The sequence below is a fragment of the Pseudonocardia sp. genome (assembly GCF_025465255.1).
GTDB lineage: Bacteria > Actinomycetota > Actinomycetes > Mycobacteriales > Pseudonocardiaceae > Pseudonocardia.
In genome coordinates this window covers 1-23,686 of sequence record NZ_JAODNI010000181.1, presented here as the reverse complement: position 1 = coordinate 23,686, position 23,686 = coordinate 1, and the positions used below count along the sequence as shown (strand labels likewise).

General features: G+C 73.6%; 23 protein-coding genes and 2 pseudogenes. 16 read left to right on the top strand and 9 right to left on the bottom strand.

What is annotated here, in order from left to right:
• Positions 1-245, bottom strand: a pseudogene (locus tag JWP64_RS21860) (hypothetical protein); the annotation flags it as partial.
• A gap of 255 nt (positions 246-500) precedes the next feature.
• Between JWP64_RS21860 and JWP64_RS21855 the strand changes: the two are divergent.
• The 7 genes from JWP64_RS21855 (at position 501) to JWP64_RS21825 (ending at position 9,372) form a co-directional block, all read left to right on the top strand.
• Positions 501-1,103: a sigma-70 family RNA polymerase sigma factor gene (locus JWP64_RS21855; RefSeq protein ID WP_297500129.1), complete on the top strand. Its 603-nt coding sequence runs from the start codon at positions 501-503 to the stop codon at positions 1,101-1,103.
• On the top strand, positions 1,100-1,807 hold the full coding sequence (locus JWP64_RS21850; RefSeq protein WP_297500126.1) for a zf-HC2 domain-containing protein: 708 nt from the start codon (positions 1,100-1,102) through the stop codon (positions 1,805-1,807). The genes JWP64_RS21855 and JWP64_RS21850 overlap by 4 nt, the downstream gene beginning before the upstream one ends.
• Before the next feature lie 85 nt (positions 1,808-1,892).
• Positions 1,893-3,338, top strand: a complete 1,446-nt coding sequence (locus tag JWP64_RS21845) for a cytochrome ubiquinol oxidase subunit I (protein ID WP_297500124.1) — start codon at positions 1,893-1,895, stop codon at positions 3,336-3,338.
• Between the two features lie 9 nt (positions 3,339-3,347).
• On the top strand, positions 3,348-4,367 hold the full coding sequence (cydB, locus tag JWP64_RS21840) for a cytochrome d ubiquinol oxidase subunit II (RefSeq protein ID WP_297500122.1): 1,020 nt from the start codon (positions 3,348-3,350) through the stop codon (positions 4,365-4,367).
• 21 nt (positions 4,368-4,388) lie between these two features.
• A complete protein-coding gene (gene cydD, locus JWP64_RS21835) occupies positions 4,389-6,101 on the top strand; it encodes a thiol reductant ABC exporter subunit CydD (protein WP_297500119.1) in 1,713 nt (570 codons plus the stop codon).
• A gap of 22 nt (positions 6,102-6,123) precedes the next feature.
• Positions 6,124-7,812 (top strand): thiol reductant ABC exporter subunit CydC, encoded by a 1,689-nt coding sequence (gene cydC, locus JWP64_RS21830; protein ID WP_297500116.1) that lies wholly within the window; start codon positions 6,124-6,126, stop codon positions 7,810-7,812.
• 219 nt (positions 7,813-8,031) lie between these two features.
• The gene (locus JWP64_RS21825; protein WP_297500113.1) at positions 8,032-9,372 is read left to right on the top strand and encodes a hypothetical protein; all 1,341 of its coding nucleotides are present in this window, start codon (positions 8,032-8,034) and stop codon (positions 9,370-9,372) included.
• Between the two features lie 46 nt (positions 9,373-9,418).
• On the opposite strand, the gene JWP64_RS21820 is transcribed toward JWP64_RS21825, so the two are convergent.
• Genes JWP64_RS21820 through fabG form a run of 3 tightly spaced genes read right to left on the bottom strand, consistent with a single transcriptional unit; the run spans position 9,419 to position 12,318 of the window.
• On the bottom strand, positions 9,419-10,651 hold the full coding sequence (locus JWP64_RS21820) for a DUF4032 domain-containing protein (protein WP_297500110.1): 1,233 nt from the start codon (positions 10,649-10,651) through the stop codon (positions 9,419-9,421).
• 46 nt (positions 10,652-10,697) lie between these two features.
• A complete protein-coding gene (locus JWP64_RS21815; protein WP_297500107.1) occupies positions 10,698-11,546 on the bottom strand; it encodes a PaaI family thioesterase in 849 nt (282 codons plus the stop codon).
• A gap of 10 nt (positions 11,547-11,556) precedes the next feature.
• Positions 11,557-12,318: a 3-oxoacyl-ACP reductase FabG gene (gene fabG / locus JWP64_RS21810; RefSeq protein ID WP_297500104.1), complete on the bottom strand. Its 762-nt coding sequence runs from the start codon at positions 12,316-12,318 to the stop codon at positions 11,557-11,559.
• 192 nt (positions 12,319-12,510) lie between these two features.
• Here fabG and JWP64_RS21805 point away from each other — a divergent pair, with 192 nt between their 5' ends.
• Complete coding sequence (locus JWP64_RS21805; RefSeq protein WP_297500101.1) at positions 12,511-13,272, top strand: glucose 1-dehydrogenase; 762 nt, start codon at positions 12,511-12,513, stop codon at positions 13,270-13,272.
• Positions 13,273-13,276: 4 nt separating this feature from the next.
• On the opposite strand, the gene JWP64_RS21800 is transcribed toward JWP64_RS21805, so the two are convergent.
• A complete protein-coding gene (locus tag JWP64_RS21800; RefSeq protein ID WP_297500098.1) occupies positions 13,277-14,449 on the bottom strand; it encodes a 5-methyltetrahydropteroyltriglutamate--homocysteine methyltransferase in 1,173 nt (390 codons plus the stop codon).
• Positions 14,450-14,638: 189 nt separating this feature from the next.
• Between JWP64_RS21800 and JWP64_RS21795 the strand changes: the two genes are divergently transcribed.
• Complete coding sequence (locus JWP64_RS21795) at positions 14,639-14,998, top strand: VOC family protein (RefSeq protein ID WP_297500095.1); 360 nt, start codon at positions 14,639-14,641, stop codon at positions 14,996-14,998.
• Positions 14,999-15,133: 135 nt separating this feature from the next.
• A complete protein-coding gene (locus JWP64_RS21790; protein ID WP_297500092.1) occupies positions 15,134-15,871 on the top strand; it encodes a GntR family transcriptional regulator in 738 nt (245 codons plus the stop codon).
• A 6-nt stretch (positions 15,872-15,877) separates the two neighbouring features.
• Here the strand turns inward: JWP64_RS21790 and JWP64_RS21785 are convergent, their stop codons facing one another.
• Positions 15,878-17,461: a Na+/H+ antiporter gene (locus tag JWP64_RS21785; protein WP_297500088.1), complete on the bottom strand. Its 1,584-nt coding sequence runs from the start codon at positions 17,459-17,461 to the stop codon at positions 15,878-15,880.
• 70 nt (positions 17,462-17,531) lie between these two features.
• On the opposite strand from JWP64_RS21785, the gene JWP64_RS21780 reads away from it, so the two are divergent.
• A complete protein-coding gene (locus JWP64_RS21780; RefSeq protein WP_297500086.1) occupies positions 17,532-18,062 on the top strand; it encodes a YbhB/YbcL family Raf kinase inhibitor-like protein in 531 nt (176 codons plus the stop codon).
• 22 nt (positions 18,063-18,084) lie between these two features.
• Here JWP64_RS21780 and JWP64_RS21775 read toward each other — a convergent pair whose 3' ends face one another.
• Positions 18,085-18,822 carry a DUF1990 family protein gene (locus JWP64_RS21775; protein WP_297500083.1) on the bottom strand — a complete coding sequence of 246 codons (738 nt, stop codon included), beginning with the start codon at positions 18,820-18,822 and terminating at the stop codon, positions 18,085-18,087.
• A gap of 30 nt (positions 18,823-18,852) precedes the next feature.
• On the opposite strand from JWP64_RS21775, the gene JWP64_RS21770 reads away from it, so the two are divergent.
• From JWP64_RS21770 to JWP64_RS21755, 4 genes are all read left to right on the top strand, one after another.
• The gene (locus tag JWP64_RS21770; RefSeq protein ID WP_297500081.1) at positions 18,853-19,074 is read left to right on the top strand and encodes a hypothetical protein; all 222 of its coding nucleotides are present in this window, start codon (positions 18,853-18,855) and stop codon (positions 19,072-19,074) included.
• Between the two features lie 41 nt (positions 19,075-19,115).
• Positions 19,116-19,772 (top strand): DUF1990 family protein, encoded by a 657-nt coding sequence (locus JWP64_RS21765; RefSeq protein WP_297500078.1) that lies wholly within the window; start codon positions 19,116-19,118, stop codon positions 19,770-19,772.
• A 47-nt stretch (positions 19,773-19,819) separates the two neighbouring features.
• Entirely contained in the window at positions 19,820-20,404 is a 585-nt protein-coding gene (locus JWP64_RS21760; RefSeq protein WP_297500076.1) for a hemerythrin domain-containing protein, read from the top strand.
• An 85-nt stretch (positions 20,405-20,489) separates the two neighbouring features.
• Entirely contained in the window at positions 20,490-21,314 is an 825-nt protein-coding gene (locus tag JWP64_RS21755) for a family 1 encapsulin nanocompartment shell protein (RefSeq protein WP_297500073.1), read from the top strand.
• Positions 21,315-21,380: 66 nt separating this feature from the next.
• Here the strand turns inward: JWP64_RS21755 and JWP64_RS21750 are convergent, their stop codons facing one another.
• Both JWP64_RS21750 and JWP64_RS21745 read right to left on the bottom strand, forming a co-directional pair.
• On the bottom strand, positions 21,381-22,385 hold the full coding sequence (locus JWP64_RS21750; RefSeq protein WP_297500070.1) for a hypothetical protein: 1,005 nt from the start codon (positions 22,383-22,385) through the stop codon (positions 21,381-21,383).
• Complete coding sequence (locus JWP64_RS21745) at positions 22,382-22,966, bottom strand: hypothetical protein (RefSeq protein ID WP_297500067.1); 585 nt, start codon at positions 22,964-22,966, stop codon at positions 22,382-22,384. The genes JWP64_RS21750 and JWP64_RS21745 overlap by 4 nt, the downstream gene beginning before the upstream one ends.
• A 108-nt stretch (positions 22,967-23,074) precedes the next feature.
• Here JWP64_RS21745 and JWP64_RS21740 point away from each other — a divergent pair.
• Positions 23,075-23,686 (top strand): annotated as a pseudogene (locus JWP64_RS21740) (hypothetical protein); the annotation flags it as partial.

Sequence of the window (23,686 nt, the reverse complement as noted above, 5' to 3'; positions counted from 1 at the left end):
GCCGGGGCCTGGGCTGCAGGGGCCTGCGCCGCGGGGGCCGCCTGCGGTTCGGCGGGCGCGGGGGCCGCCTCGCCGTAGCCGTCCGAGTACCCGGAGGCGCCGTCCGCGGGGGCCGACGCGGCGAGGGGAGCGGCCGCCGCGTCGATCGTGGACGTCGTCGGGTTCAGGACGGTGTTCACGGCGAAGACCGCCACGCCGACCGCCAGTACGGCGAGCAGCGTCAGTGCGGGGCCGCGAGCCCTCATCGTCACTCCAGTGTCAGAAGGTGGTGCCGTGCGGGAAGGTCGGTTCGGGGAGCCTTACGACGACCGACACGGAGCCCGGCCCGGAACGGTTCACCCGATCGGGGAAGATTCTTCCGGTGGCTCCCCGGCGCGGACCGGTGAACCATTCGCCGGAACGGTTCGTGTGGGTGGGCATGGCCTTCGCTAGGCTCCCCCAGCTCCGACGGGACCGGTGCGTCGCAGTACCTCCAGACCCCGACCGAGTGTGGGAGACGCATGTCCCTGAGATCTCCGGGCGCCCGTCGCGGGCGGGGGACCCGGACCGGGCCGAGGACCGGCTCCGCGGCGGAGCGACAGGACGCCGCCGACGAGGCGCTGATCCGGGCCGTCTACTCCGAGCACGGCGGTGCCCTGCTCGCGTTCACGACGAGGTTGCTCGGTGACCGGGCGGCGGCGGAGGACGTCGTGCAGGAGGTTCTGGTGCGCGCCTGGCAGCACGCGGACGTGCTGACGAACGGGAAGGGCTCGGTGCGCAGCTGGCTGTTCACGGTGGCCCGGAACCTCGCGACCGACCGGGTGCGCGCCCGGCGGGCCCGTCCGGCCGAGGTGGCCGAGGACGCCGCTCCCCCGCCGCCGGTCGGGGACCACGCGGACCGGGTCGTGGACTCCTTGACCGTCCTGCCTGCGCTCGAACGCCTTTCGGCGGATCATCGGGAGGTGTTGCAGCAGGTGTACTTCCAGGGCCGGAGCCTCCCCGAGGCCGCGGCGGTGCTCGGCGTGCCGCCGGGGACCGTCAAGTCCCGCTCCTACTACGCCCTCCGCGCGCTGCGCACGGCCCTCGTCGGCCGTGACCCGGTCGACGGGGCGGTGACACCATGACCGGGCCCACGAGGCTTCCCACCGGGGCGACCTGCGGGTTCGACCCCGCCGAGCTGAGCGCCCACGTGCTGGGGCTGTCGACGCCGGCCGAGGCCGCCGCCGTCGAGGCACATCTGACGGACTGCGCGCACTGCCGTCACGAGTGGGAGGACCTGCGGGCCATGACCCGGACCCTCGACGACCTGCCCCCCGAGGCCCTCTACGACGGGCCGTCGGACTCCGATCTCGTCCTGCACCGGGCGCTGCGGCGGATCCGCAGCGAACGCGGCAGCCAGCGCCGCCGCACGGGGCTGCGCCGCACCGCCGTCGCGGCGGTGGCCGCGCTCGTCCTGCTCGCCGGCGGGGCGATCGGCGGCCGGATCACCGCCCCCGACGGGCCGCCGCCCGCCACCGCCGTGGCCACCGGCAGCCGGAGCGCCGCGGTCACCCAGGGCGCCGTCGACGCGTCGGTGACCGTGGTCCCCGTCGCCAACTGGATCCGGCTCGAGGCGACCGTCAAGGGCGTGCCGCAGGGCGAGCGCTGCCGGCTGATCGTGGTCGCGGCCGACGGGCGCCAGGAGATCGCCGGGGGCTGGATCGTCGGCCCGGTGGGCGAGTCGAGGGGCGTCACCCTCGACGGGAGCGTCGCCGTCGCGTCGAACGACGTGAAGGCGGTCCTCGTGCAGAACGAGGCGGGCCGCACCTTCGCCGAAGTCACCCTGTAACCCCGGGATCTCCGGACACGCCGACTTCTACGTAGTGTAGAACTACTACAGGACGTAGAACTTCGGCTCCCGGAGGGAGACCTCGATGGCGCTCGACCTGGCTCGGTGGCAGTTCGGGATCACCACGATCTACCACTTCCTGTTCGTCCCGCTGACGATCGGTCTCGCGGTGATCGTCGCGTCCCTGCAGACGGCGTGGCACCGCACCGGGCGCACGGAGTACCTGCGCGCCACCAAGTTCTTCGGGAAGCTATTCCTGATCAACTTCGCGATGGGCGTCGTCACCGGGATCGTGCAGGAGTTCCAGTTCGGGATGAACTGGAGCGCCTACTCGACGTTCGTCGGGGACGTCTTCGGCGCCCCGCTGGCGATGGAGGCGCTGCTCGCCTTCTTCCTGGAGTCCACGTTCATCGGGCTCTGGATCTTCGGCTGGGACAAGCTGCCCAGGCGCGTGCACCTGGCGTGCATCTGGGCCGCGGCCATCGGCACCAACCTCTCGGCCTACTTCATCCTCGCCGCGAACGCCTGGATGCGGCACCCGGTCGGCTACGACGTCGACCCCACGACGGGCCGGGCCCGGCTCACCGACATCTGGGCCGTCCTCGCCAACGACCAGGCCTGGTCGACCTACCTGCACGTCGTCTCGGCGGCGTTCGTGATCGCGGGGCTCTTCGTCGCGGCCGTGAGCGCCTACAAGCTGATGAAGGAGCGCTGGGGCGGCCGGGCGCCGCACCCGGACGAGCACCCGCTGTTCCGCCGGACCCTGCGCGCCGGATTCGCCGTCACGATGCTCGCCGGGTCGGTCGTCGTGTTCTCCGGGGACCACCAGGCCAAGCTCATGGCGCAGTACGAGCCGATGAAGCTCGCCGGCGCGGAGGCGCTCTGGACCCAGGAGGACGGCGCGGGCTTCTCGCTCTTCGCCGTGGGCGACATCCAGAACGGGCGCAACCACGTCAACATCCAGGTGCCGAAGGTGCTCAGCTTCCTGGCCACCGGGGACCTCGAGGGCAACGTTCAGGGCATCAACGACGTCCGGGCGCGCTACGAGGCGGTCTTCGGCCCCGGTGAGTACATGCCGAACGTCGGGGTCCTGTACTGGGCGTTCCGGCTGATGATGGGTCTGGGCGGCGCCGGCATCGCGATCTCCGTGCTCGGCCTCTGGCTGACCCGCAAGGGCCGGTTGCCGGACCACCGCTGGATGTATCGGGTGGTCATCGCCGCGTTGCCGGCCGCGCTGGTAGCGAACATCTTCGGCTGGATCCTGACCGAGATGGGCCGCCAGCCCTGGACGGTCATGGGCGAGCTGCTCACCGCGAACAGCGTCTCCCCCGGCGTCAGCCTGGCCGAGGTCGCGATCTCGCTGGGCGCCTTCACCGCGATCTACGCCGTGCTGGCGGTGATCGAGGCGAAACTGCTGTTCAGGTACATCAAGGCCGGGCCGGCGGCCGTCATGCCGTACCCCGACCCCGCTGCCGACCCCGACGGCGCCGGGGAGAAGACCGACGACCGCATCCCCGCGTTCGTCTACTAGGAGCCTCTGATGGATCTCCCCGTCGTCTGGTTCGTCGCCGTCGCGTTCCTCTGGACCGGCTATCTCGTCCTCGAGGGGTTCGACTTCGGTGTCGGCGCCCTGCTCCCCGTCCTCGGACGGGACGACACGGACCGCCGCGTGATGATCAACTCGATCGGCCCGGTCTGGGACGGCAACGAGGTCTGGCTGATCACCGCGGTCGGCGCGACCTTCGCCGCGTTCCCGGCCTGGTACGGCTCGATGCTCAGCGGCCTCTACCTGCCGATGCTGGCGATCCTGCTGGCGCTCATCGCCCGCGGCGTCGCGTTCGAGTACCGCGGCAAGGTCGACGACGTCGCCTGGCGGCGCCGCTGGGACGTCGCGATCGTCGCGGGCAGCACCGTCCCGGCGTTCCTCTGGGGTGTCGTGTTCGCCAACCTCGTCCGCGGGCTGCCGATGACGGCGGACCATGTGGTCACCGCGACCCTGGTCGAGCTGTTCTCGCCGTACGCCCTGCTCGGCGGGACGCTGACGCTCGCGCTGTTCCTGGTGCACGGCGCGGTGTTCCTGTCGCTGAAGACGGACGGGCCGGTGCGCCTGCGGGCCCGCCGGTTCGCCGCGGGGGCCGCGCTCGTCGTCGTCCCGCTGCTCGTCGGGTTCCTCGGCTGGACACAGGCGCTGGGCGGTTCGAGAGGTTCGGGCGGCGCGGACTGGACCCTGCCCGTCGCGGTCGTCGCGGTGCTGGCCCTGATCGCGGGGTCGGCGCTGGTCGCCCGCGGACGGGAGGGCCGGGCGTTCTCGGCCACCGCGGTCGCCGTCGCGGCCCTGGTGGTGGTGATCTTCGGATCGCTGTTCCCCGAGGTCCTGCCCTCGACGACGGACCCCGCGTTCTCCCTCGACATCCGCAACGCCGCGTCGGCGCCGTACACGCTGACCGTCATGAGCTGGATCGCGCTGGTCGCGCTGCCGGTGGTGATCGGCTACCAGACGTGGAGCTACTGGGTGTTCCGCAAGCGGGTCACGCGCGCGGACATCACCGGGGCACATTGAGAAGCGGGCTGGTCCACTGAGATGAAGCCCCTCGATCCCCGCCTGCTGCGTACGGCGAGCGCCGTCCGCGTCCATCTCCTCGTCGCCACGGGGTGTGCGGCCGGCCTCACCGGGCTGATCGTCGCGCAGGCGTGGCTCGTGTCCGGCGCCGTCGCGAGCGCGACCGACGGCGCCGGGCTCGAGGAGCTCGCCCTGGTGATGGCGGCCGTTGCCGCGGCCGCGATCGCCAGGGCCGGGCTCGCGTACGGCGCGGAGGCCGCGGCGGTGCGCAGCGCCGCCCGCGCCAAGTCCCAGCTCCGACGGCGGCTGGTCGCCCACGTGACCGGCGGCCCGCCCGCCCAGCGCAACGCCGGGGAGCTGGTCACCCTCGCCACCCGCGGCCTCGACGCCCTCGACGACTACTTCGCCCGCTACCTCCCCCAGCTCGTCCTCGCGGTGCTGGTTCCGGTGGCCGTGCTCGTCGTCGTGGTGCGCGCGGACTGGATCTCCGCCGTCGTCATCGCGGTGACGATCCCGCTGATCCCGCTGTTCATGGCGCTGGTGGGGATGCACACCCAGGCGCGGACGAACCGGCAGTGGCGGCTGCTGAACCGGCTCGGCGGGCACTTCCTCGACGTCGTGGAGGGGCTGCCCACGCTGGCCCTGTTCCGGCGCGCGAAGGCCGAGGCCGCGCTCGTCCGGAAGGTCACCGACCAGCACCGCGAGGCGACGATGGGCACGCTGCGGATCGCGTTCCTCTCGGCGTTCGTGCTGGAGGTGCTGGCGACGCTGGCCGTCGCGATCGTCGCCGTCGAGGTGGGGCTGCGGCTGATGAACGGCGGGCTGGACCTCCGGACCGCGCTGCTCGTGCTGATCCTGGCGCCCGAGGCCTACCTGCCGCTGCGCGAGGTCGGCGCGCGGTTCCACGCCAGCATGGAGGGGATCGCGGCGGCGGAGCAGGTCTTCACGGTGCTCGACGGCCCGGGCGGGGCGCCCGCGTCCGGCGGCGGGCACGCGGCGGGAGCCGGCGACCTGCGGTTCGAGGGCGTCGGGGTCACCTACCCGGGCCGGGACCACCCCGCCCTCGAGGGCTTCGACCTCACGGTCCCCGCGGGCTCGACGGTGCTGCTCACCGGCCCGAGCGGCGCCGGCAAGACCACTCTGCTGTCCCTGCTCCTGCGCTTCGTCGAGCCCACCCGCGGCCGGGTCACCGTCGGCGGCCGGGACCTGGCGACGCTCGACCTCGACGCGTGGCGCCGCGAGCTCGCCTGGGTCCCCCAGGACCCGCACCTCTTCGACGACACCCTCGCCGGCAACCTCCGTCTCGGCGCGCCGGACGCCTCGGACGCGCAGGTGCGCCACGCGGCGAGCCTGGCCGAGCTCGACGAGGTGGTCGCCGGCCTCCCCGACGGCTACGAGACCCGCCTCGGCGAACGCGGCGCGCGGCTCTCGGCCGGCCAGCGCCAGCGGGTCGCGCTGGCCCGGGCCTTCCTGCGGGACGCCCCGATCGTCCTGCTCGACGAGCCGACCGCCCATCTGGACCCGGAGAACGCCCGGGCGGTCCGTCGCGCCGTCGCCCGGCTCGTCGAGGGCCGCACCGCGATCGTCGTGGCCCACGACGAGGGCTGGACTCCCGACCTCACTGTGCGCGTGGAACCTCGTTCTAGCGAGGTTCCACGCGCACGACCCCCACTGAGCAGCGACGATGCAGGTCTCCGCAGGCCGGCCGAGGTCGTGAGCGGCGATGTTCGTTAGAACGAGGTTCCGCACGCACAGTGTGGTCAGGTTGGTCGGGCTGGCGCGGCCGCGGGGGGCGCGGTTCGGGCTGGGGGTGCTCGCCGGGGCGATCGCGACCGCCTCCGGGGTCGGGCTGCTGATCCTCGCGGCCTGGCTGATCGCCACCGCCGCGACCCACCCCGGGATCACCGCGCTGAGCGTCGCCGTGGTGCTCACCCGGGCGCTCGGGGTGAGCCGCGGGGTCGCCCGGTACCTGGAGCGGATCGTCACCCACGACGCCGCGCTGCGCACCCTCGCGGACACCCGGGACCGGGTCTACGCCCGGCTCGCCGCCACCGAGCCGGTCCGCCGGTTCCGCTCCGGCGACCTGGTCTCCCGGCTGGTCAACGACACCGACGCGACCCAGGATCTGCTGGTCCGCGGGCTGACCCCGCCGCTGTCGGCGCTGCTCGTCGGCTCGGGGGTGGTCGTCGTCGGCACGGCGCTGCTGACCGAGGGCGGGCTGCTCCTCGCGGCCGGGCTGCTGCTCGCGGGGCTCGCCGTCCCGCTGCTGGCCGCGGCCGCCGGCCGCGGCCCGGGGCGACGCGCCGCAAACGCCCGCAGCGAGCTCTCGACGGCGCTCGTCGACGCCCTGCACGGCGCCCCGGACCTCGTCGCCTACGGCGCCATGGACCGCGCCGTCGCGCGGGTCGAACGGGCGGACGCCGAGCTCACCCGGGTGGCCCGCCGCGATGCCGGCCTGCTCGGCCTCGGCGCAGGGGCCTCCGCACTGATCGCGGGCCTGACCCTGTGGGGGACGCTGCTGCTCGGCGTCGCCGCCGTGTCCGACGGCCGCCTCGGCACGATCCCGCTCGCCGTCCTGGTGCTCACCGCGCTCGCCGCGTTCGAGATCGTCGCGCCGCTCCCGGGCGCGGCGGCCCGGCTGGGTGCGATCAGGGCCGGCGCCACCCGGCTGTTCGACGTCCTGGACACCCCGCCCGAGGTCCGTCCCGCGCCCGACGCGCCCGTCCCGCCGGATCCGGCGCCGCTGCGGATCCGGGACCTGCGCGTCCGCTACGCCGAGGCCGGGCCCTGGGCCCTCGACGGCCTGGACCTCGACGTCCCGCCGGGTGCGCACGTCGCGGTCGTCGGCCCGAGCGGGGCGGGCAAGAGCACCCTGGCGTCGGTCCTGTTCCGGTTCCGCGACGCCGACGCGGGGAGCGTCGACCTCGGGGGACACGACCTGCTGCACCGCTCCCCCGACGCCGTCCGCGCGGCCGTCAGCGGCATCCCGCAGGACCCGCACGTCTTCGACAGCACTGTCCGCGAGAACCTGCGCCTAGCCCGGCCCACGGCCACCGACGACGACCTGCGGGCCGTCCTCGACCGGGTCCGCCTCGACCTCGAGCTCGACGACGCCGTCGGCAGCCACGGCCGCAGGCTCTCCGGGGGCATGCGGCAGCGCCTGGCGCTGGCCCGCGCCCTGCTCACCGAGCCCGCCCTGCTGGTCCTCGACGAGCCCACGGCCCACCTCGACCCGGACACCCGCGACGCCGTGCTCGACGACCTGCTGGCCGCCGCCCGCGGCCGCTCCACCCTCCTGATCACCCACGATCTCGCCGGGACCGCGCGCTGCGACGCCGTGTACGTCGTCGTCGACGGGCGGGTGGTGGGGCACGGCACGCCGGACGAGCTGGCCGGGCGCGACGGCTGGTACCGGAGGGCGACCATCGTCACGCCGGTGGGATGATGCCGCGACGGACGAGTGCGCGATCGGCTGAACCGGTCTCAGCGTCGCCACAGGGACCCCCCTCCAGACTCCGTCCCGTCCAGAGTCCGTGCGCCGTCCCCGGCCTGCACCGCCAACCGTGAGGTCTGTCCCGTGCCGTTCGCCAGGATCCGTCGAGAAGGATCCCGCCCCGCCCCCCGCCGCACGTCCCCCCGCGGCCCGGTCGCGCTGGTCGCCCCCGTGCTCGGGGCTCTGCTCGCCGCCACCCTCGTCCTCGCGGGCTGCACCTCGTCCACGGGCACCGACGCGCAGGCGACGAAGGCGGACGACTCCGCGAGCTACCTGGATCTCGGCCAGGGCTGGAGCTGGCAGAAGCAGCCGACGAGCACGGAGCTCGGGGTCACCCACACCCAGGACAGCCTCGACCCCAACGAGCCCGACGCCGCCCGGGCGCGCGGCGAGGACATCCTGCGCAACGACGGGGCCATCTGGCAGAACATCCACCTGATGGGCTTCGGCACGGTCAACCCGGAGCCCGCGGAGGGCGAGTTCGACTGGGCCTCCCTCGACACCCGGATGAAGCTGGTCGAGGACACCGGGGACCGCACGGCGTTGACGCTGTGCTGCTCGCCGGACTGGATGAAGGGCGGCGCGCAGGGCGAGACGGACTGGTCGAAGCTCGAGCGCGCCCCGATGCCCGAGTACTTCGACGCCTTCGCGAAGCTCTCCGCCGAGGCGGTGCAGCGCTACCCGCAGGTCGAGCGGGTGCTGGTGTGGAACGAGCTCAAGGGCTTCTACCACGAGGACGAGAACCGCTGGGACTACGAGGGGTACACCGAGCTCTACAACAAGGTCTACACCGCGGTGAAGGCCGTCCGGCCGGACGTGCAGGTCGGCGGCCCGTACCCCGTCATGACCAGCCTGGCCGCGGACGACCACAACGCCACCACCGAGGTCACGGGGACGTGGGGGGCGCTGGACGAGCGGCCGATGGACGTCATCGACTACTGGCTGCAGCACAACGTCGGCGCGGACTTCCTCACCGTCGACGCCTCCACGTCCATCCGTTCCGGCGACGCCGTGGACCCGGTGAGCGTCGGCGCGGAGAAGCTCGCCGCGATCGACACGTGGCTGCGGGGCAAGACGGAGCTGCCGATCTGGTGGGCCGAGTTCTACTCCGACGTCCCCCCGGGCGTCGTCGGAGGACCGGAGAGCCAGGCCAGCGCCGCCTCCGCGCTGGCCTCGGTGGCCGCCTTCGCGAAGTCCGGTGCCGCGGCGGCGCTGCTCTGGGGTCCGCAGGGCCACAGCCTGGAGTACTCCGCGCTCTGGACGGACAGCACGAAGGACGACGGCGGGCAGCCCACGCCGCTGACCCGGGCCTGGCAGTGGCTGGTCCCCCGGCTGGCCGAGGGCAACGTGGAGATCGGCAGTTCGCAGACGTCGCCGCTGATCGGGTTCCGGGCACCGGACGGCAGCGCGCTGATCGTCAACGTCAGCAGCCAGCCGGTCCCGGTCCCCGGGCACGACGCGCTGGAGGGCTGGACCATCGCGGAGCGCTCCGGCGCCACCGCGGGGTCCTGACCCCGGTCCCGCTCGTCCCCGGGCCCGCTCAGCGCACAGTCCCGGCTCAGAAGACGTCCGGGTCCGTGGGCGGGTCGGCGAGCAGCTCGTCCGGCACGTCCGGCAGCACCCGGTCGATGTAGTCCCGCGCCGCCGCGGTCGTCCCGATGTCCCGTCCGGCCTGCTCGGACAGGAACCACCGGTGCTCCAGCACCTCGTGGAAGACCTCGGCGTCGTCGAGCCGCCCGCGCAGCTCGGCGGGCACGCCGGCGAGCACCGGTTCGTAGACCTCGCCCAGCCAGCGGCTCGCCGCCACGGACTCCGGGACCGGGCGGCGGCCGGTCTGCTCCAGGTAGCCGCGGTAGCTCGCGATGTCCGCCAGCAGCCGCCGGGCCTGGTTCTCCCCCACGTCCAGCCCGGTGCGGGTGAACAGCTGACGGCGGTGGTGCCCGGACTCCGCGACCCGGGTCCGGACGCGCAGCCGGCTGCCTTCGGGGCCGGCGTCGAGCAGCTCCACCTCGTCGACGTCGAAGCCCAGGTCGTTGAGCCGGCGCACCTTCTCCGCGATCCGGTAGCGCTGCTCGTCGGCGCGCAGGACGGTCTCGCTGGTCAGCTCGTCCCAGAGCCGGTCGTAGCGCAGGACCAGCTCGTCCGCGATGCCGATCGGGTCGATCCCGGGGGGCAGGAGCTCCCCGGCCTCCAGGTCGAACAGCTCGCCGCCGACCCGTTCGCGGGCCATCGCGACGTCGTACTCGCGCTGCCCGCGGGAGAGCGACGGGTGCATCTCGGCCGTCTCCGTGTCCACGAGGTAGGCGGCGAGCGCGCCCGCGTCGAGCCGGAACAGGGTGTTCGACAGCGAGCAGTCGCCCCACATGAACCCGGCCAGGTGCAGCCGGACGAGCAGCTCCACCTGGGCGTCGAGCAGCCGGTCGGCCATCCCGCCGCCCCGCGGGTTCGCGAACAGGGCCCGGTACGACGACGAGTGCTCCAGGAACCGGGTCACCAGGATCGCGTCGAGGCCCGGCCGCTCGACGACGACGCCCAGCACCTCCACCGACGGCACCCCGAGCCCGACCAGCCGGCGCAGCAGCGAGTACTCCTTGCGCGCCAGTCGCTCGTCGAGCTCCTTGAGGGCGAAGACCTCGCCGCCCTCGGACACGAACCGCACGACGTGCCGGGAGATGCCCCGCTGCGGGATCTCGACGATCCGGTCGTCGACCCACTCCTCGAGGGGCTCGTCCCACGGCAGCGTGAGCAGGCCCGCGGCGGCCTCGGCGGGCGGGGTGAAGACGAAGTGCACGGGCGGACTGTGGCATGTACCACTCGACGGGCGCCACAGCTCCGGCTCAGGACACCCGGCGGGTCACGGTCGCCGTCGTCGCGAGCCGGCCGGAGCCGCACCACGCCTCCACCTGCACGACCCCGAACGAGCGGCCGGCGTGCACCGGCCGGGTCCGGAACAGGGTGTCCCCGGTGACCGGCGACGGCCGCAGGTAGGCGATCCGGAGCGAGCCGGTGACGAACGGACGCCCGGCGCTCGCGGGCAGCGCCGCGACGGCCGCGAGCTCACTCGCCGTGGCCAGGATCCCGCCGTGCACGGTCGCCAGCTCGTTGGACAGCGCCGGTGAACCGGGGAGGCGCAGGCTGGGGCCGTCCTGGACCGAGGCCGTCGGCGCCGAGCCGTCCGCGGCCGGGACGAGCGCGCCGCCGAGGAGCTCCACCAGGTCGCGTGCCCGCGGCACGGGCACCGGCGGGGGTGGCGCGAGGTCCGGAGGTCCGTCGACGAACTTGCCCCACTCCGTCGCGACCGCGACCACACGCCCCGTGTCGTCGAGCACCTGCCCGCGGGCGAGGACACCCTCGCCGTCGACGTGCACGACGGACGCCGTGCACTCGAGGCTGCCCTCGAGCGGCACCGGGCCGGCCAGGTCGACGGCCAGCTCGGTCGTCACCGCCCAGCCGTCCGGGGCCCGGCCGACGAGCGTCGCCTGGCCCAGGACGGCGTCGAGCAGGACCCCGAGGACGCCGGCGGACGGCCGGCCGTCCGGCCCGGCCGCCCATGGACCGCAGCTCATCGACGCCCGGCAGACACCGGCGTCGTCGACCGTGACCGGGCCGACGCCGAGCAGCCGGTCGGGGCCGCTCGGCGGCGGGACGACCACCGGGGCCCGGGGCGTGGTCCCCGGGGCCCGCATCGTCGTCACGTCAGGCCTTCGGGCCGCCGGCGACGTAGATGACCTGCCCGGACACGAAGCCCGCGGCCTCGCCGACGAAGAACGACACCATGTTCGCGATGTCCTCGGGCGCCCCCGCGCGCTGCACCGGGATCTCCTTGGCGCGGGCCGCGAGGTACTCGTCCCACGGGATGTTCAGCCGCTCGGCGGTGTTCTTGGTCATGTCGCTGGCGATGAAGCCGGGCGCGATGCAGTTCGCGGTCACGCCGAACTTGCCGAGCTCGATCGCGAGGGTCTTGGTGAAGCCCTGCAGGCCCGCCTTGGCCGTGGAGTAGTTGGCCTGGCCCCGGTTGCCGAGCGCCGAGGTGGACGAGAGGTTGACGATCCGGCCGAACTTGGCGTCGACCATGTGCTTCTGCACGGCCTTCGCCATCAGGAACGAGCCCTTGAGGTGCACGCCCATCACGGCGTCCCAGTCCGACTCGGTCATCTTGAAGATCAGGTTGTCCCGGGTGATGCCCGCGTTGTTGACGAGGATCGTCGGGGCGCCCAGCTCCTCGGCGACGCGCGCCACGGCCGCCTCCACCTGCGAGGCATCGGAGACGTCTGCCCCGACCGCGAGGGCGGTCCCGCCGCTCGCCGCGATCGTGTCCGCGGTGCCCTTCGCCGCGGACTCCTCGAGGTCGACCACCGCGACCGCGAGACCGTCGGCCGCCAGCCGCTGCGCCGTGGCCGCGCCGATACCGCGGGCGCCGCCCGTCACGATGGCGACCCGCGCCTGGGACTGCGTCATCTTCCACGTCTCCTTCGACTGATTCGGTTCGTGGTGTGCGCGAGAGGATCCGGGCACACCGCTTCCCGCGATCGTTGCATCCCGGGGTCGCACCGGCGCAACCCCATGTGACGGGGCGGGTCCGCCCCGGCCGCCGGGGCACGGGCGACGGAGTTCTGATCGGTCGTTCACGGGTCCCGTAATGTCCCGGTCATGACGGTTCTCGAACGGTTCTCCCTCGACGGCAAGGTGGCGATCGTGACCGGGGCCTCCTCCGGTCTGGGCGTGGCGTTCGCCAAGGCCCTGGCCGAGGCGGGCGCGGACGTCGTGCTCGGCGCCCGCCGCGTGGACCGCCTCGAGGGGACGGCGAAGCTGGTCGAGGACCTGGACCGGCGCGCGCTGGCCGTCGCCACGGACGTCGCGTCCCAGCCGGACTGCCAGGCCCTCGTGGACGCGGCGATGGCCGAGTTCGGCCGGGTGGACGTGCTGGTGAACAACGCCGGCGTCGGCACCGCGGTCCCGGCGACCCGGGAGACCGTCGAGGAGTTCACCCGCGTCATCGACATCAACCTCAACGGCTGCTACTGGATGGCGCAGGCCTGCGGCCGGGTCATGCGCCCGGGCAGCAGCATCGTCAACATCTCGAGCATCCTCGGGATCACCACGGCGAGCCTCCCGCAGGCCGCCTACTCCGCGAGCAAGGCGGGACTGATCGGGCTGACCCGGGACCTGGCGCAGCAGTGGGGCGGGCGCAAGGGCATCCGGGTCAACGCCATCGCGCCCGGCTTCTTCGCCTCGGAGATGACGGACACCTACGCACCCGGCTACCTCGACTCGATGATGCCGCGGGTCCCGCTGGGCCGGAAGGGCGACCCGGAGGAGCTCGCGGCCAGCGTCGTGTTCCTGGCCAGCGCCGCGGGGGGCTACATCACCGGCCAGACGCTCCCGGTCGACGGCGGGATCACGATCACCTGACCCGTCAGGGAATCGCGACGCCCAGCTTCTCCGCGGCGAGCTTCGTGCCCTCGACCCGGTTGTGGATCTTCTGGAACGCGACGTCTCGCGCGAAGTCCGGGGAGCCGTGGTTCGGCTTCTCGTCGATGCTGAACGGGGAGAACCCGCAGTCGTCCGTGGCGCCGAGCTGCTCCTTCGGGATGAAGTTCGCCGCCCGGACCAGGGCGTCCCGCACCTCCTCGGGGCTCTCCACCCGCGGGTTCTGCGGGTTGGTGACGCCGATGTAGGCGGTCTGTGCGACGCCGTTCGCGTCGTCGCGCAGGTTCTCGCCGATGGCCTGCAGCACCGGGTCCTTGTCCCGCTCGCTGGCCATCTGGATCAGGAAGTACCCGGCGTCGATCTCGAACATCGACGGCAGCAGGTTGGTGTAAGGCACGTCCGCGGAGTGCACGGAGTCCCGGTCCCCGCCGGGGCAGGTGTGGATGCCGATGTTCCGGCGCTCGTCGGCGCTGAACCTGGCCATGACACGGTTGTTCAGCTCGATGAAGTGCGGCAGCAGCCCCGCACCCGTCCAGGGGTTGCGCGGGTCGGCGCGGGTGGCCAGCCGGCCCTCGGTGAAGTCCACGCTGACCCGGGCCGCGCCGGCGGCGAAGGCCGCGCGGATGTCCTTCTCGCACTCGTCGATCAGGGCGGCCTCGAAGTCGTCGCGGCTGTAGTCGGCCACCGGGTCCTTCAGCGGGTAGAGCATCGACGGCGCGATGACGGCCTGCTTCATCGGCGTCGACCCGGCATGGGGCAGGGACTTCCGCAGGGAGTCCGCGGCGTAGTTGACGTAGGAGAACGGGCCGCGCTCCAGTTTCGGCAGCTGCCGCCCGTGCCCGTCGGCGAAGATGGCGAAGAACTGGCCGCCGGGGCCCAGCGTCGGGGCCAGGCCGGTGCCCGCGAGGGTGTCGGTGATCGGGTAGGTCGCGAACGACGACCAGCGCTGCTCGCCGTCGGAGATGATCGGCGCTCCGGTCGCCCGGCCGCGTTCGATCGAGTCCTCGACCGCCGCCTCCTGCTCCGCCTCCAGCGCGGCCTTGTCGATCCGTCCCTCGTCGTAGTCCGCGTAGGCCTGCTGCAGCCGGCTGGGCCGGGGCAGCGACCCCACCGGCTCGGTCGGGATGCCGGTGCCGGTCCTGGGGTCGTATCCGCTCATGGAGAGGGCTCCGCATCATGGCGCTGGAAGAGGATCTCACTCGTTCGGGTCGGCCACCGGCGGACGGTACTGAGTGACCCAGATCACGTCAACGGCGTGCCCGGCCCCGTCCGTCCGCATTCGCGACACCGGCGCAGGTCGAGGGACGCCTAAGCTGCGGCGAGACGATCACGCACCCAGGAGGTCCTTGTGCCCGACGAACCGGCTCCCGTGAAGATCGGCAACGTGCTGCACCCCGTGGCGGACGTCGCCGCGGCCGTGCGCTTCTACGGGGAGACGTTCGGGCTCGGCGCCCGATTCGTCGACGGCGACCGCTACGCCCAGCTCGACGCGGGCGGCACGGCGCTCGCGCTCGCCGGGCCGGAGGAGGACGTCACCGGCGGGGTCGCGGCGGCGTCGTTCAAGGTGCCGGACGTGCAGGCCGCCCTCGCTGCGCTGACCGAGGCCGGCGGCAGCGTCCTGCGGGACGCCGAGCAGGGCCCGCACGAGGTCCGCGCGGTCGCGAAGGACCCGTGGGGCAACACGCTGGTGGTCTACGGGCCCCGATAGGAGGGTGCTGAACGACTCCGCCCGAAGCGAGCGGGGGCCTGGGCACCCACACAGCAGGGCCGAGTCGTTCAGCACCCTCCTGGGTCTCGCTCAGGCCCACTACGGTGGTGCTCCGGAGCGAGTCGGAGGACAGCGATGGAGGACCCCGGGCGGGGTGCGCGGCTGGGTGGTGGGGAGCTGGGCGGCGGGCGGGTGGGCGGCACGCAGCAGCAGCTCAGCGGCAGGGTCGCGGCGCAGCTGCGCGAGGCCATCATGGTCGGCGAGCTCCGGCCGTCGACGTTCGTCCGGGTCGAGCACGTCGCCGCCGGGCTCGGGGTCAGCGCCACGCCCGTCCGCGAGGCGCTCATGGTGCTGCACAGCGAGGGCGCGGTCCGCTGGGAACCCCGGCGCGGGTTCCGGGTGGTGCCGCTCACCCGCGGCGACGTCGACGACCTGTTCGCCGTGCAGGCGCACGTCGCCGGGGAGCTGGCGGCGCGGGCGGCACCGGCGCTCCCGCCGTCGGAGGTCGTCCGGCTCGGCCAGGTGCAGGCGGCGATCTCCGACGCCGCCGCGCGGGGCGACACGGCCCGCGTCGAGGAGCTGAACCACGACGTCCACCGCACGCTGAACCGGGCCGCGGGGGCGCACCGGCTGGCGTCGATGCTGAACCTGTTCGTGCACTACGTCCCGCGCCAGTACTACGGCCGGGTCCCCGGCTGGGCGGACGCGACCACGCACGACCACGGCGCAATCCTCGGGGCCCTGGAGAAGCGGGACGCCGAGGCCGCGCGGGCCGCGATGAGCGAGCACATCCTGCACATCGGTCGGCTCCTCGCGGCCCACCTGGAGGCGTCGGGCGTCCTGGCCGCCGCCCCGGAGGAACGCGCCGGCTGAGAGCCCTCAGTCCAGGAGCACCGTGCGCAGGTCCAGCCGGCGGAGCACCCGGTCCGCGGCCTCCGGGTCCGTACCCGGTTCCCCGCGGGCGGCCAGCACCTCCGCCCGCGCCGCCGCCAGCGCGGACGCCTGGACCTCCTGCAGTGCCGACGCGCGCTTCCGCAGGGTGTCGAAGCGGTTCCGCTCGTCCTCGCTCATCGTCTCGCCCCCCAGGACCGCGTCGAGCCGGCTCATCCGCTCCCGCAACGCGGCGCCGACCTCCTCGGGCAGGTCCCGCAGGCGTTCCTCCTCGGCCATCCGGTTCAGCGCGGCCCGCTGCGCCCGCCGCGCGACGGCCTTCTCCGCCGCGTGCTCGGACTCCGCCGTCTCGGCGACGCCGAGCACCTTCACCAGTGCCGGCAGGGTGAAGCCGGGCAGCAGGAGCGTCACCACCAGCACCGCGCACGCGATCAGGGTGATCTCGACGCGGCCGGGGAACGGCGCGCCGCCGTCGACCGTCGCCGGCAGGGACAGGGCCAGCGCGAGGGTCGCGAGCCCGCGCATCCCGCACCACGCCAGCACGACGGCCTCGCGTCCGGTCCGCGGCGCGGCCGACGGGTCCGGGCTCCGCCGGACGACGAGGTACGCGCCGGACATCCACAGCACCCGCACCCCGACGACGACGGCGCACACGATCGCGGCGTGCCCGAGCATCGACGGCAGGGCGTCCCCCGCCTCGGTGACGACCTGCCGCAGGGCCAGCCCGATCAGCCCGAACGCGACCCCGGTGACCAGCAGCTCCACGACGTCCCAGAAGGAGCGCTGGGTGAGCCGCTCGGCGGCCTCGTCCGCGTCGCCGAGGCGGCGCAGCTGCAGCGCGACGACCACCACGGCGACCACCCCGGACGCGTGCACCTCCTCCGCCAGCAGGTACACCGCGAACGGCAGGACGAGCGTCAGCGCGCTGCGGCCGGTGGTGTCGGTGACGCGGGCGAGGACCGTGCGCGCGATGTAGGCGACGGCGAGGCCGATCAGCACCGCGGCGGCCGCGCCGAGCACGAAGCTCAGGGCGAGCCCGCCGAGGCTCAGGTCGTCCCCGCGCACCGTGGCGAGCACCGCGGCCTGGAAGATCACCAGCGCCGTCGCGTCGTTGAACAGGCCCTCGCTCTGCAGCACCGCGAGCATCCGGCGCGGCATCCGCACGGGCCCGGCCACGGCCTCCACGGCGACGGGGTCCGGCGGGGCGACCATCGCGCCGAGCGCCACGGCGGCCGTCATCGTGATGCCCGGGACCAGCACCGCCGTCACCCCCGCGACGGCGATCACGGTGACCACGACCAGCGCCACGGCGAGCAGCGCGATCGAGCGCCAGCGGGCCCGGAACAGCGACCAGGACGTGCGCTGCGCCGTCGCGAAGAGCAACGGCGGCAGGAACAGCGGCAGGATCAGGTCCGGGTCCAGCACGAAGGCTTCCGGCAGCCCCGGGACCAGCGCGACGACCACGCCGAGGACGACCATCAGCGCGGGCCAGGGCAGCCGGAGCCGGTCCCCCACCCCCACCAGCAGCACGGCGGCCAGCATCAGGCCGACGATCAGCACCAGGCTCTCCACGCGCTCAGCCTTCCAGCAGGGCCCGTGCCATGATCCGAGGAGACCCACCAGCGAGGAGAGAGGAGTGACCATGAGCCACGACCCGTACGCCGGACTCCCCGACGTGCCGTCGTTCTCCGTCACCAGCACCGACGTGGCGGACGGCAAGGCCCTGGCGACGCCGCAGGTCTCGGGGATCTTCGGCGCGGGGGGCGAGGACGTCTCGCCGCAGCTGTCGTGGAGCGGCTTCCCCGCCGAGACCAGGTCCTTCGTCGTCACCGTCTACGACCCGGACGCGCCTACGGCGTCGGGCTTCTGGCACTGGGCGGTCGTGGACATCCCGGCATCGGTCACGTCGCTTCCGAGCGGCGCGGGTGACGACTCGGGCTCCGGCCTGCCCGCCGGGGCGTTCCAGCTGGCGAACGACGCGGGCCTGAAGCGCTACCTCGGTGCCGCCCCGCCCGCCGGCCACGGCCCGCACCGCTACTTCACCGTCGTGCACGCCGTCGATGTGGAGAGCCTGGGCATCCCGGAGGGCGCCACCTCGGCGTTCCTCGGCTTCAACCTGTTCGGCCACACCCTCGCCCGCGCCGTCCTGACGCCGGTCTACGAGCAGAGCTGACCCGCGGTCGGCGGGCCCGGCCCTAACCGGCCGGGTCCGCCACCCGGCGGGTGTGCACGGAGATCCCGCGGTCCGGTCTGCCGCCGGCCAGCCGCGCCGAGCGCAGGCACGCCTCGGTCCACATGTTGAGCTGGATCTCCTTCGCGGCGAGCAGCCGGTTGTAGAGGATGTGGGACAACCGGTCCCCCGGCCGCGCCCAGGACTCGACCGAGAAGACCAGCCGGCCGTCGACCGTCCCGGTGCGGAACTCGATCACCCCCGCCTCGAGATGGCCCCGCAGGGTCGCGAACCGGAAGCGGGTCGCGTCGCTCTCGATCACGCGCACCGGACCGTCCCAGGGCCCGGGCAGCCGGATCAGGAACTCGTCCCCCGGCGTCAGCGATCCCCGGGTCCCCTCGGTGCGGCGGAAGATCGCGATCTCGGTCGGCACCATCCGGTTGACGTCGCTCTGCAACAGGGACATCAGCCCCTCGGCGGTCGTGCGGGTGTCCTTGATCCGCACCGTGTAGAGGCGGTGCAGCAGGTCCCCGTAGCCGTCCGCCGGCGGCTGGAGCTTCTCGTCGACGAACTCGGCCGGGATCGCGGGCGGGGCGTCGCTCGCGTCGCCCGGCTCCTCCGCACGGTGCATCGGCGTGGTGCGCCACAGGTACCGCCAGGTGACGACGGCGAAACCGACGGGCCAGCGGACCAGCGCCCCGACGCGTCGCGTCCGCCGGGTCCCCGTGACATGGCGGCGGGAGAGCAGGTGCGTCATGCGCATACATACCCGCCGTAGCGGGAACGAACCGTTGTGACCATCGGGAAGCTCCTCCAGCGCTGCGGCGTGCGGCCGATCCACCTGCAGAGCGCGTCGCTCGCCTCCATCGTGGTCTGCCTCGGGCTCTGGCTGCGGGCGAAGACCGTGGACCAGGACGAACGCGGCAACGCCGAGCGGCGCGCCCTTTTCGTCGGGCTGTGGCCCCCCACGATCTGGCTGATCGGCGAGTCCGTCCGGCAGGAGGAACGGTCCTGAAGCGCTCACAGATCGCCGACCTCGTCGACGGGCTCGCCGACGTGCCCGTCAACTACGACGAGGCCGACGCCCCGGACGGCCCCGCCGACCCCCGCTGGCACGTCGACTCCGGGTACGCGGTCCTGGGGGTCGAACCGCCCGGCGACCCCGTGCCCGACGGGCCGTGGGAACGAGCCTGCGCCCTGGTCCGGGCCTACGAGTTCACCGACCACCGGCTGCTGCGCGGCGCCTACCGCCCGGCGGACCCCCTGCTGGGCCGGGACATGATCCTCGAGGGCCGCGTCTTCGCGATGAGGTTCTACATGGGAGTCCGGGTCACCGCGACGAAGGACGAGACGGTGGACGGCCTGCGGGTGTGGGGCTGGACCTACCAGACGCTGCAGGGCCACCTGGAGCAGGGGAAGCTCACCTACGAGGTGACCAAGGACCTGGAGACCGGGCAGGTCGTGTTCTGGATCCATGCCTACTCGCGTCGCTCGGGGATCCCGAACCCGGTGTACCGCATGGGATTCCACGTCTTCGGCCGCGCCACGCAGGTGGACTTCTACCGGCGCGTCGGGCGCAAGATGCGGGAGCTGGTCGACGCCGGGACCGTGAAGGACCCGGAGCCCCGCGACGGTCTGGTGATCGCTCCGGTGGACCGGGACGAACGGTGGTGGGACGCGCTCGCCCTCGAGGTCCCCCACCCCGGCGTCTGACCACTCTCGACAAGCCGGACCGGCGGACCGGCAGTAACCTGCGGCCCGTGGCCGACATCACCCAACTGATCCTCGACGACCACCAGTGGTTCCGCCAGCAGTTCGCCGACCTCGACGAGCTGCGCGCACAGACCCCGATGGACGCCGACGCCATCCGCGACATCTGGGACCCGCTGGCGGACCGGCTCGACGTGCACGCCGTCGCCGAGGAGGAGATCTTCTACCCGCAGCTCCTCGCCAAGGGGCAGAACGACCCCGACGAGGAGACCCTCGACGCCATCGGGGACCACAACGACATCCGGGACGGCGTGCACGCCGCCGCCCGGCACCCGATCGCCACCCGCGCCTGGTGGGAAGCCGTGGACCGGGCCCGGGAGGCGAACGACGAGCACATGGGCGAGGAGGAGAACGAGGGCCTGCCGGACTTCCGCCTCCACGCCCCGCGCGTCCTGCGCGAGTCCCTCGGCAAGCAGTTCGCGGACTTCCTGGAGCGCCACCGCGGCTCGGTCGGCATCAGTACCGCGGACAAGAACCCCGAGGAGTACGTGCGGACGATCGAGGCCGAGCTGGACCCCGCCTCGGACTCCGGGCCCGCCGTGGGTCTCGGGATCGGCAGCCTCCGCGACACCTGACCGGCCGGACCGACGTCCACCCCCGAACCGCACGTTCACGACACCGCCGCCGCCCACGGCGCGGCACCGCAAGGAGAGAGCTTTCGTGACCAACCCGACCGACCACCTGCTCCGCTCGCTCGCCCCGATCCCCACGGAGGCCTGGAAGGCCATCGACGACGAGGCCCGCGAGCGGCTCACCCCGCTGCTCACCGCGCGCAAGATCGCGGACTGGGTCGGGCCGGGTGGCTGGCAGCACTCCTCCGCGACGCTGGGCCGGGTGGCCCCGCTCGACGGCCCCCCGCCCGGAGTCAGCGCCGAGGGCGTCCGCACCCGCGGCCGGCGGGTCCTCCCGCTGTCCGAGGTCCGGGTGCCGTTCACGGTGAGCCGCGACGAGATCGACGACGTGCAGCGCGGAGCCCAGGATCCCGAGTTCGACGACCTCGACCGCGCCGCCCGGGTGGCCGCCGAGATCGAGAACCGCGCCGTGTTCCACGGCTGGCCGAACGCCTCCATCCAGGGCATCGCGGAGGTCTCGCCGTACCCGGCGATGGCGCTCGGGGCGGACTGCGACCTGTGGCCGGGCATCGTCGCGCGCGCGGTCGATCGCCTGCGGCGCAACGGTATCGAGGGGCCCTACGCGCTCACCGTGGGCCCGGACCTCTACACGAAGATCGTCGAGACCACGGAGAACGGCGGCTACCTCCTGCTCGACCACCTCAAGCGGATCCTGGGCGGATCGGTCATCTGGACGGCCGGGGTCGACGGCGCAATCGTCGTCAGCCGGCGCGGCGGGGACTTCCTCCTCGACGTCGGCCAGGACCTGTCCATCGGATACAGCCACCACGACGCGACGACGGTGAGCCTCTACCTCGAGGAGAGCTTCACCTTCCGGGTGGTGGAGCCGGACGCGGCGGTCGCCCTGACCTGACCCGTGCACGACGAAAGGGGCGGGACCTGATCGTCGGGTCCCGCCCCTTCGTCGTGCCCCGCCCGGTCAGATCTTCAGCAGCCGGTCGAAGAAGCTGCGGTAGCGGCCGAGCGCCAGCCGCAGGTCCTCGGTGGACGCCTGGTCGTTGCCGAGGTCGCGCTCCAGCTCACCGCGCTGGTTGCGGAACAGCTCCTCCAGCTCGTCGAGCACCTGGCCGACGAGCTGGTTCGCGTCCCGCACGGCGGCGCGGGGCTCGTCGACGAAGCCTGCTTTGAGGGACTCCCAGCGACGCATGTAGTCCGCGGAGCGGTCCTGCGGGATGAGCGCGGGGTCGCCCTCGTGGGCGCCCTCGTGCCTCGTCCCGCCGTGGGACGTCGCGTGCTGGGAGACCCCGTCGTCGGAGGCCGCGTCCTGGCGGGCGCCCGCCGCGTGCCGGTCCGGCCCGGTCGGGCCCGTCCGGTCGGTGGAGTCGCGGCGGTCGGAGACGGCGGCCGCACCCGCGGCTCCCGCGGTCGTGGCTCCCGCGGTCGTGGCGCCGGGGCCGGCGAGGCCGCCCGCGTCATGGTGGTCCGGGCCGCCGCGACCGGCGTCGCCGATGCTGCCGGAGGTGACGTCCCGTGCCTGAACACCCCCGCCCTGGGCCCCGCCGCCGCGCTGCGCCGGGTCGTGCACCCCGCCGTCACGGACGTCGCGGTCGTGCGCCCCCGGGGTCCGGTCGCCGAGGTCGCCGCCATGCGGGCCAGCCGCTCCCGCCCCGGCGTCCCGGCTGTCGGCACCGAGGCGTTCCTCGGCACCGGGACGGTTCGCGGCGAGCCGGTCGTCGTCCCGGGCGGGTTCGACCCAGCCTTCCTGGGACCGCCCGCCCTGCTCGCCGGACGTGGCCGTCCCGCGGTCGGTGCCGTCGTCGTATCCGGCGTCGCCCTGTCGCGGGCCGTCACTGTACGTGTCGTCACTGTGCGTGTCGTCCCGGTGGGCGTCGCGGTCCTCGTTCCGGTCCCGGCCGACCAGCTTGTCGGTCAGCCGCTGCCGGAGGGACTCGTCGTTGCGGGTGTTCTCGTGCGTGTCGCTCATGTCTGTGCCTCCGTGTTGCGGGCGGAGTTGCGGGGGGAATGTCCGTTGTGCCCACCGTCGCCGGGCTCGTCGCCCAGGAGCGCGCCGACCAGCTCTCGGTAGGAGGTGACCGCGTTGCGCAGCTGCTCGGTGTCCGCGCGGCCGCTGCGGTTGTCCGCCGCGATCCGGCGTGCCTCGCGGTAGCGCTGGACGACGACCGGGTGCTCCACCGAGACGTCCGCGGCGCGCTGCTCGAAGTCGTCGACCGGGTAGCCGCGGGCCGACATCACCTCGTTGACCAGGGAGTCGGCGTGGTCCACCGCACGGTTTGGGTCGTCGACGAACTCGCGCTGGACGTCGGTCCAGCGGTTCCGGAAGGTCTCGCGCTCGCGGTCGTCGAGCTGCCGGAGATCGAGCTTGCTGTGCCGCTTCTCGCGGTCCGCGAGCTCGCGCTCGGTCCGGGCGGGATCGCCCGACTCGGCCAGGTGACGCTCGTACTCGGGTCCGAAGCGTTCGCGGAGCTGTTCGCTGCGCCGCTTGCCGCCCATGAACCGAGCGGCCGCGGCGATCGCGACGAGGACGACCACCACCGCAATGATCACTACGATAAGAGTGGTGCTGCTCATGCGGTGGTCTGCCCGTTCGGTCGCGGTCACAATCGGTATCCGCGGCTTCTACATGTGACCGCCGTCACACTGAATCGAGTGAGTATGAACCAGACTGCTCCGTCTGCTGAAACCGAACCGCCGGGTGGCAGCGGGGCGGCCGAGGACGATGCCGTCGCCGAGGCGGCCGAACGCCTCTACGGCGTGCCGCCGGAGGAGTTCGTGCCGGAGCGCGACGAGCTCGTGGCCGCGGCGAAGGAGACCGGCGACAAGGACGCGGCCAAGGCGATCGGCCGCCTCCGCCGCCCGACCCAGGCCGCCTGGCTGGCCAACCTGCTCGCCCGGGAACGCAGCGAGCAGCTCGACGCCCTCCTCGACCTCGCCGACGAGCTGGCCGGCGCCCAGCGCAGCCTGGACGGGCCCGCCCTGCGCGCGCTGTCCTCCCAGCGGCAGAAGCTGGTCAACGCCATGGCCCGGGAGGCGCGGCGGCTGGCGGCGGCGGAAGGGCACCGCGTCACGGAGCCGGTCGAGCGGGACCTGCGAGGCATCCTCGACGCGGCACTCGCGGATCCGGCCGTCGCGGACGAGGTGCGCTCCGGGCGGCTGACCAGGACGGTGAGCTTCTCGGGTTTCGGCCCGGAGCTCGGCTCGGTGGACCGGTCCGCCGGCGGCGGCTCCCGCCGGCCGTCCGCGCCCCGCCGGCCGACCGGCGGGCGC

What these genes read in the sequence shown, in the direction of transcription:
- JWP64_RS21855 (WP_297500129.1), top strand. Translation starts at nt 501, where the DNA reads ATGTCCCTGAGATCTCCGGGCGCCCGTCGCGGGCGGGGGACCCGGACC.
- JWP64_RS21850 (WP_297500126.1), top strand. Translation starts at nt 1,100, where the DNA reads ATGACCGGGCCCACGAGGCTTCCCACCGGGGCGACCTGCGGGTTCGAC.
- JWP64_RS21845 (WP_297500124.1), top strand. Translation starts at nt 1,893, where the DNA reads ATGGCGCTCGACCTGGCTCGGTGGCAGTTCGGGATCACCACGATCTAC.
- cydB (WP_297500122.1), top strand. Translation starts at nt 3,348, where the DNA reads ATGGATCTCCCCGTCGTCTGGTTCGTCGCCGTCGCGTTCCTCTGGACC.
- cydD (WP_297500119.1), top strand. Translation starts at nt 4,389, where the DNA reads ATGAAGCCCCTCGATCCCCGCCTGCTGCGTACGGCGAGCGCCGTCCGC.
- JWP64_RS21815 (WP_297500107.1), bottom strand. Translation starts at nt 11,546, where the DNA reads ATGCGGGCCCCGGGGACCACGCCCCGGGCCCCGGTGGTCGTCCCGCCG.
- fabG (WP_297500104.1), bottom strand. Translation starts at nt 12,318, where the DNA reads ATGACGCAGTCCCAGGCGCGGGTCGCCATCGTGACGGGCGGCGCCCGC.
- JWP64_RS21805 (WP_297500101.1), top strand. Translation starts at nt 12,511, where the DNA reads ATGACGGTTCTCGAACGGTTCTCCCTCGACGGCAAGGTGGCGATCGTG.
- JWP64_RS21800 (WP_297500098.1), bottom strand. Translation starts at nt 14,449, where the DNA reads ATGAGCGGATACGACCCCAGGACCGGCACCGGCATCCCGACCGAGCCG.
- JWP64_RS21790 (WP_297500092.1), top strand. Translation starts at nt 15,134, where the DNA reads ATGGAGGACCCCGGGCGGGGTGCGCGGCTGGGTGGTGGGGAGCTGGGC.
- JWP64_RS21780 (WP_297500086.1), top strand. Translation starts at nt 17,532, where the DNA reads ATGAGCCACGACCCGTACGCCGGACTCCCCGACGTGCCGTCGTTCTCC.
- JWP64_RS21775 (WP_297500083.1), bottom strand. Translation starts at nt 18,822, where the DNA reads ATGCGCATGACGCACCTGCTCTCCCGCCGCCATGTCACGGGGACCCGG.
- JWP64_RS21750 (WP_297500070.1), bottom strand. Translation starts at nt 22,385, where the DNA reads ATGAGCGACACGCACGAGAACACCCGCAACGACGAGTCCCTCCGGCAG.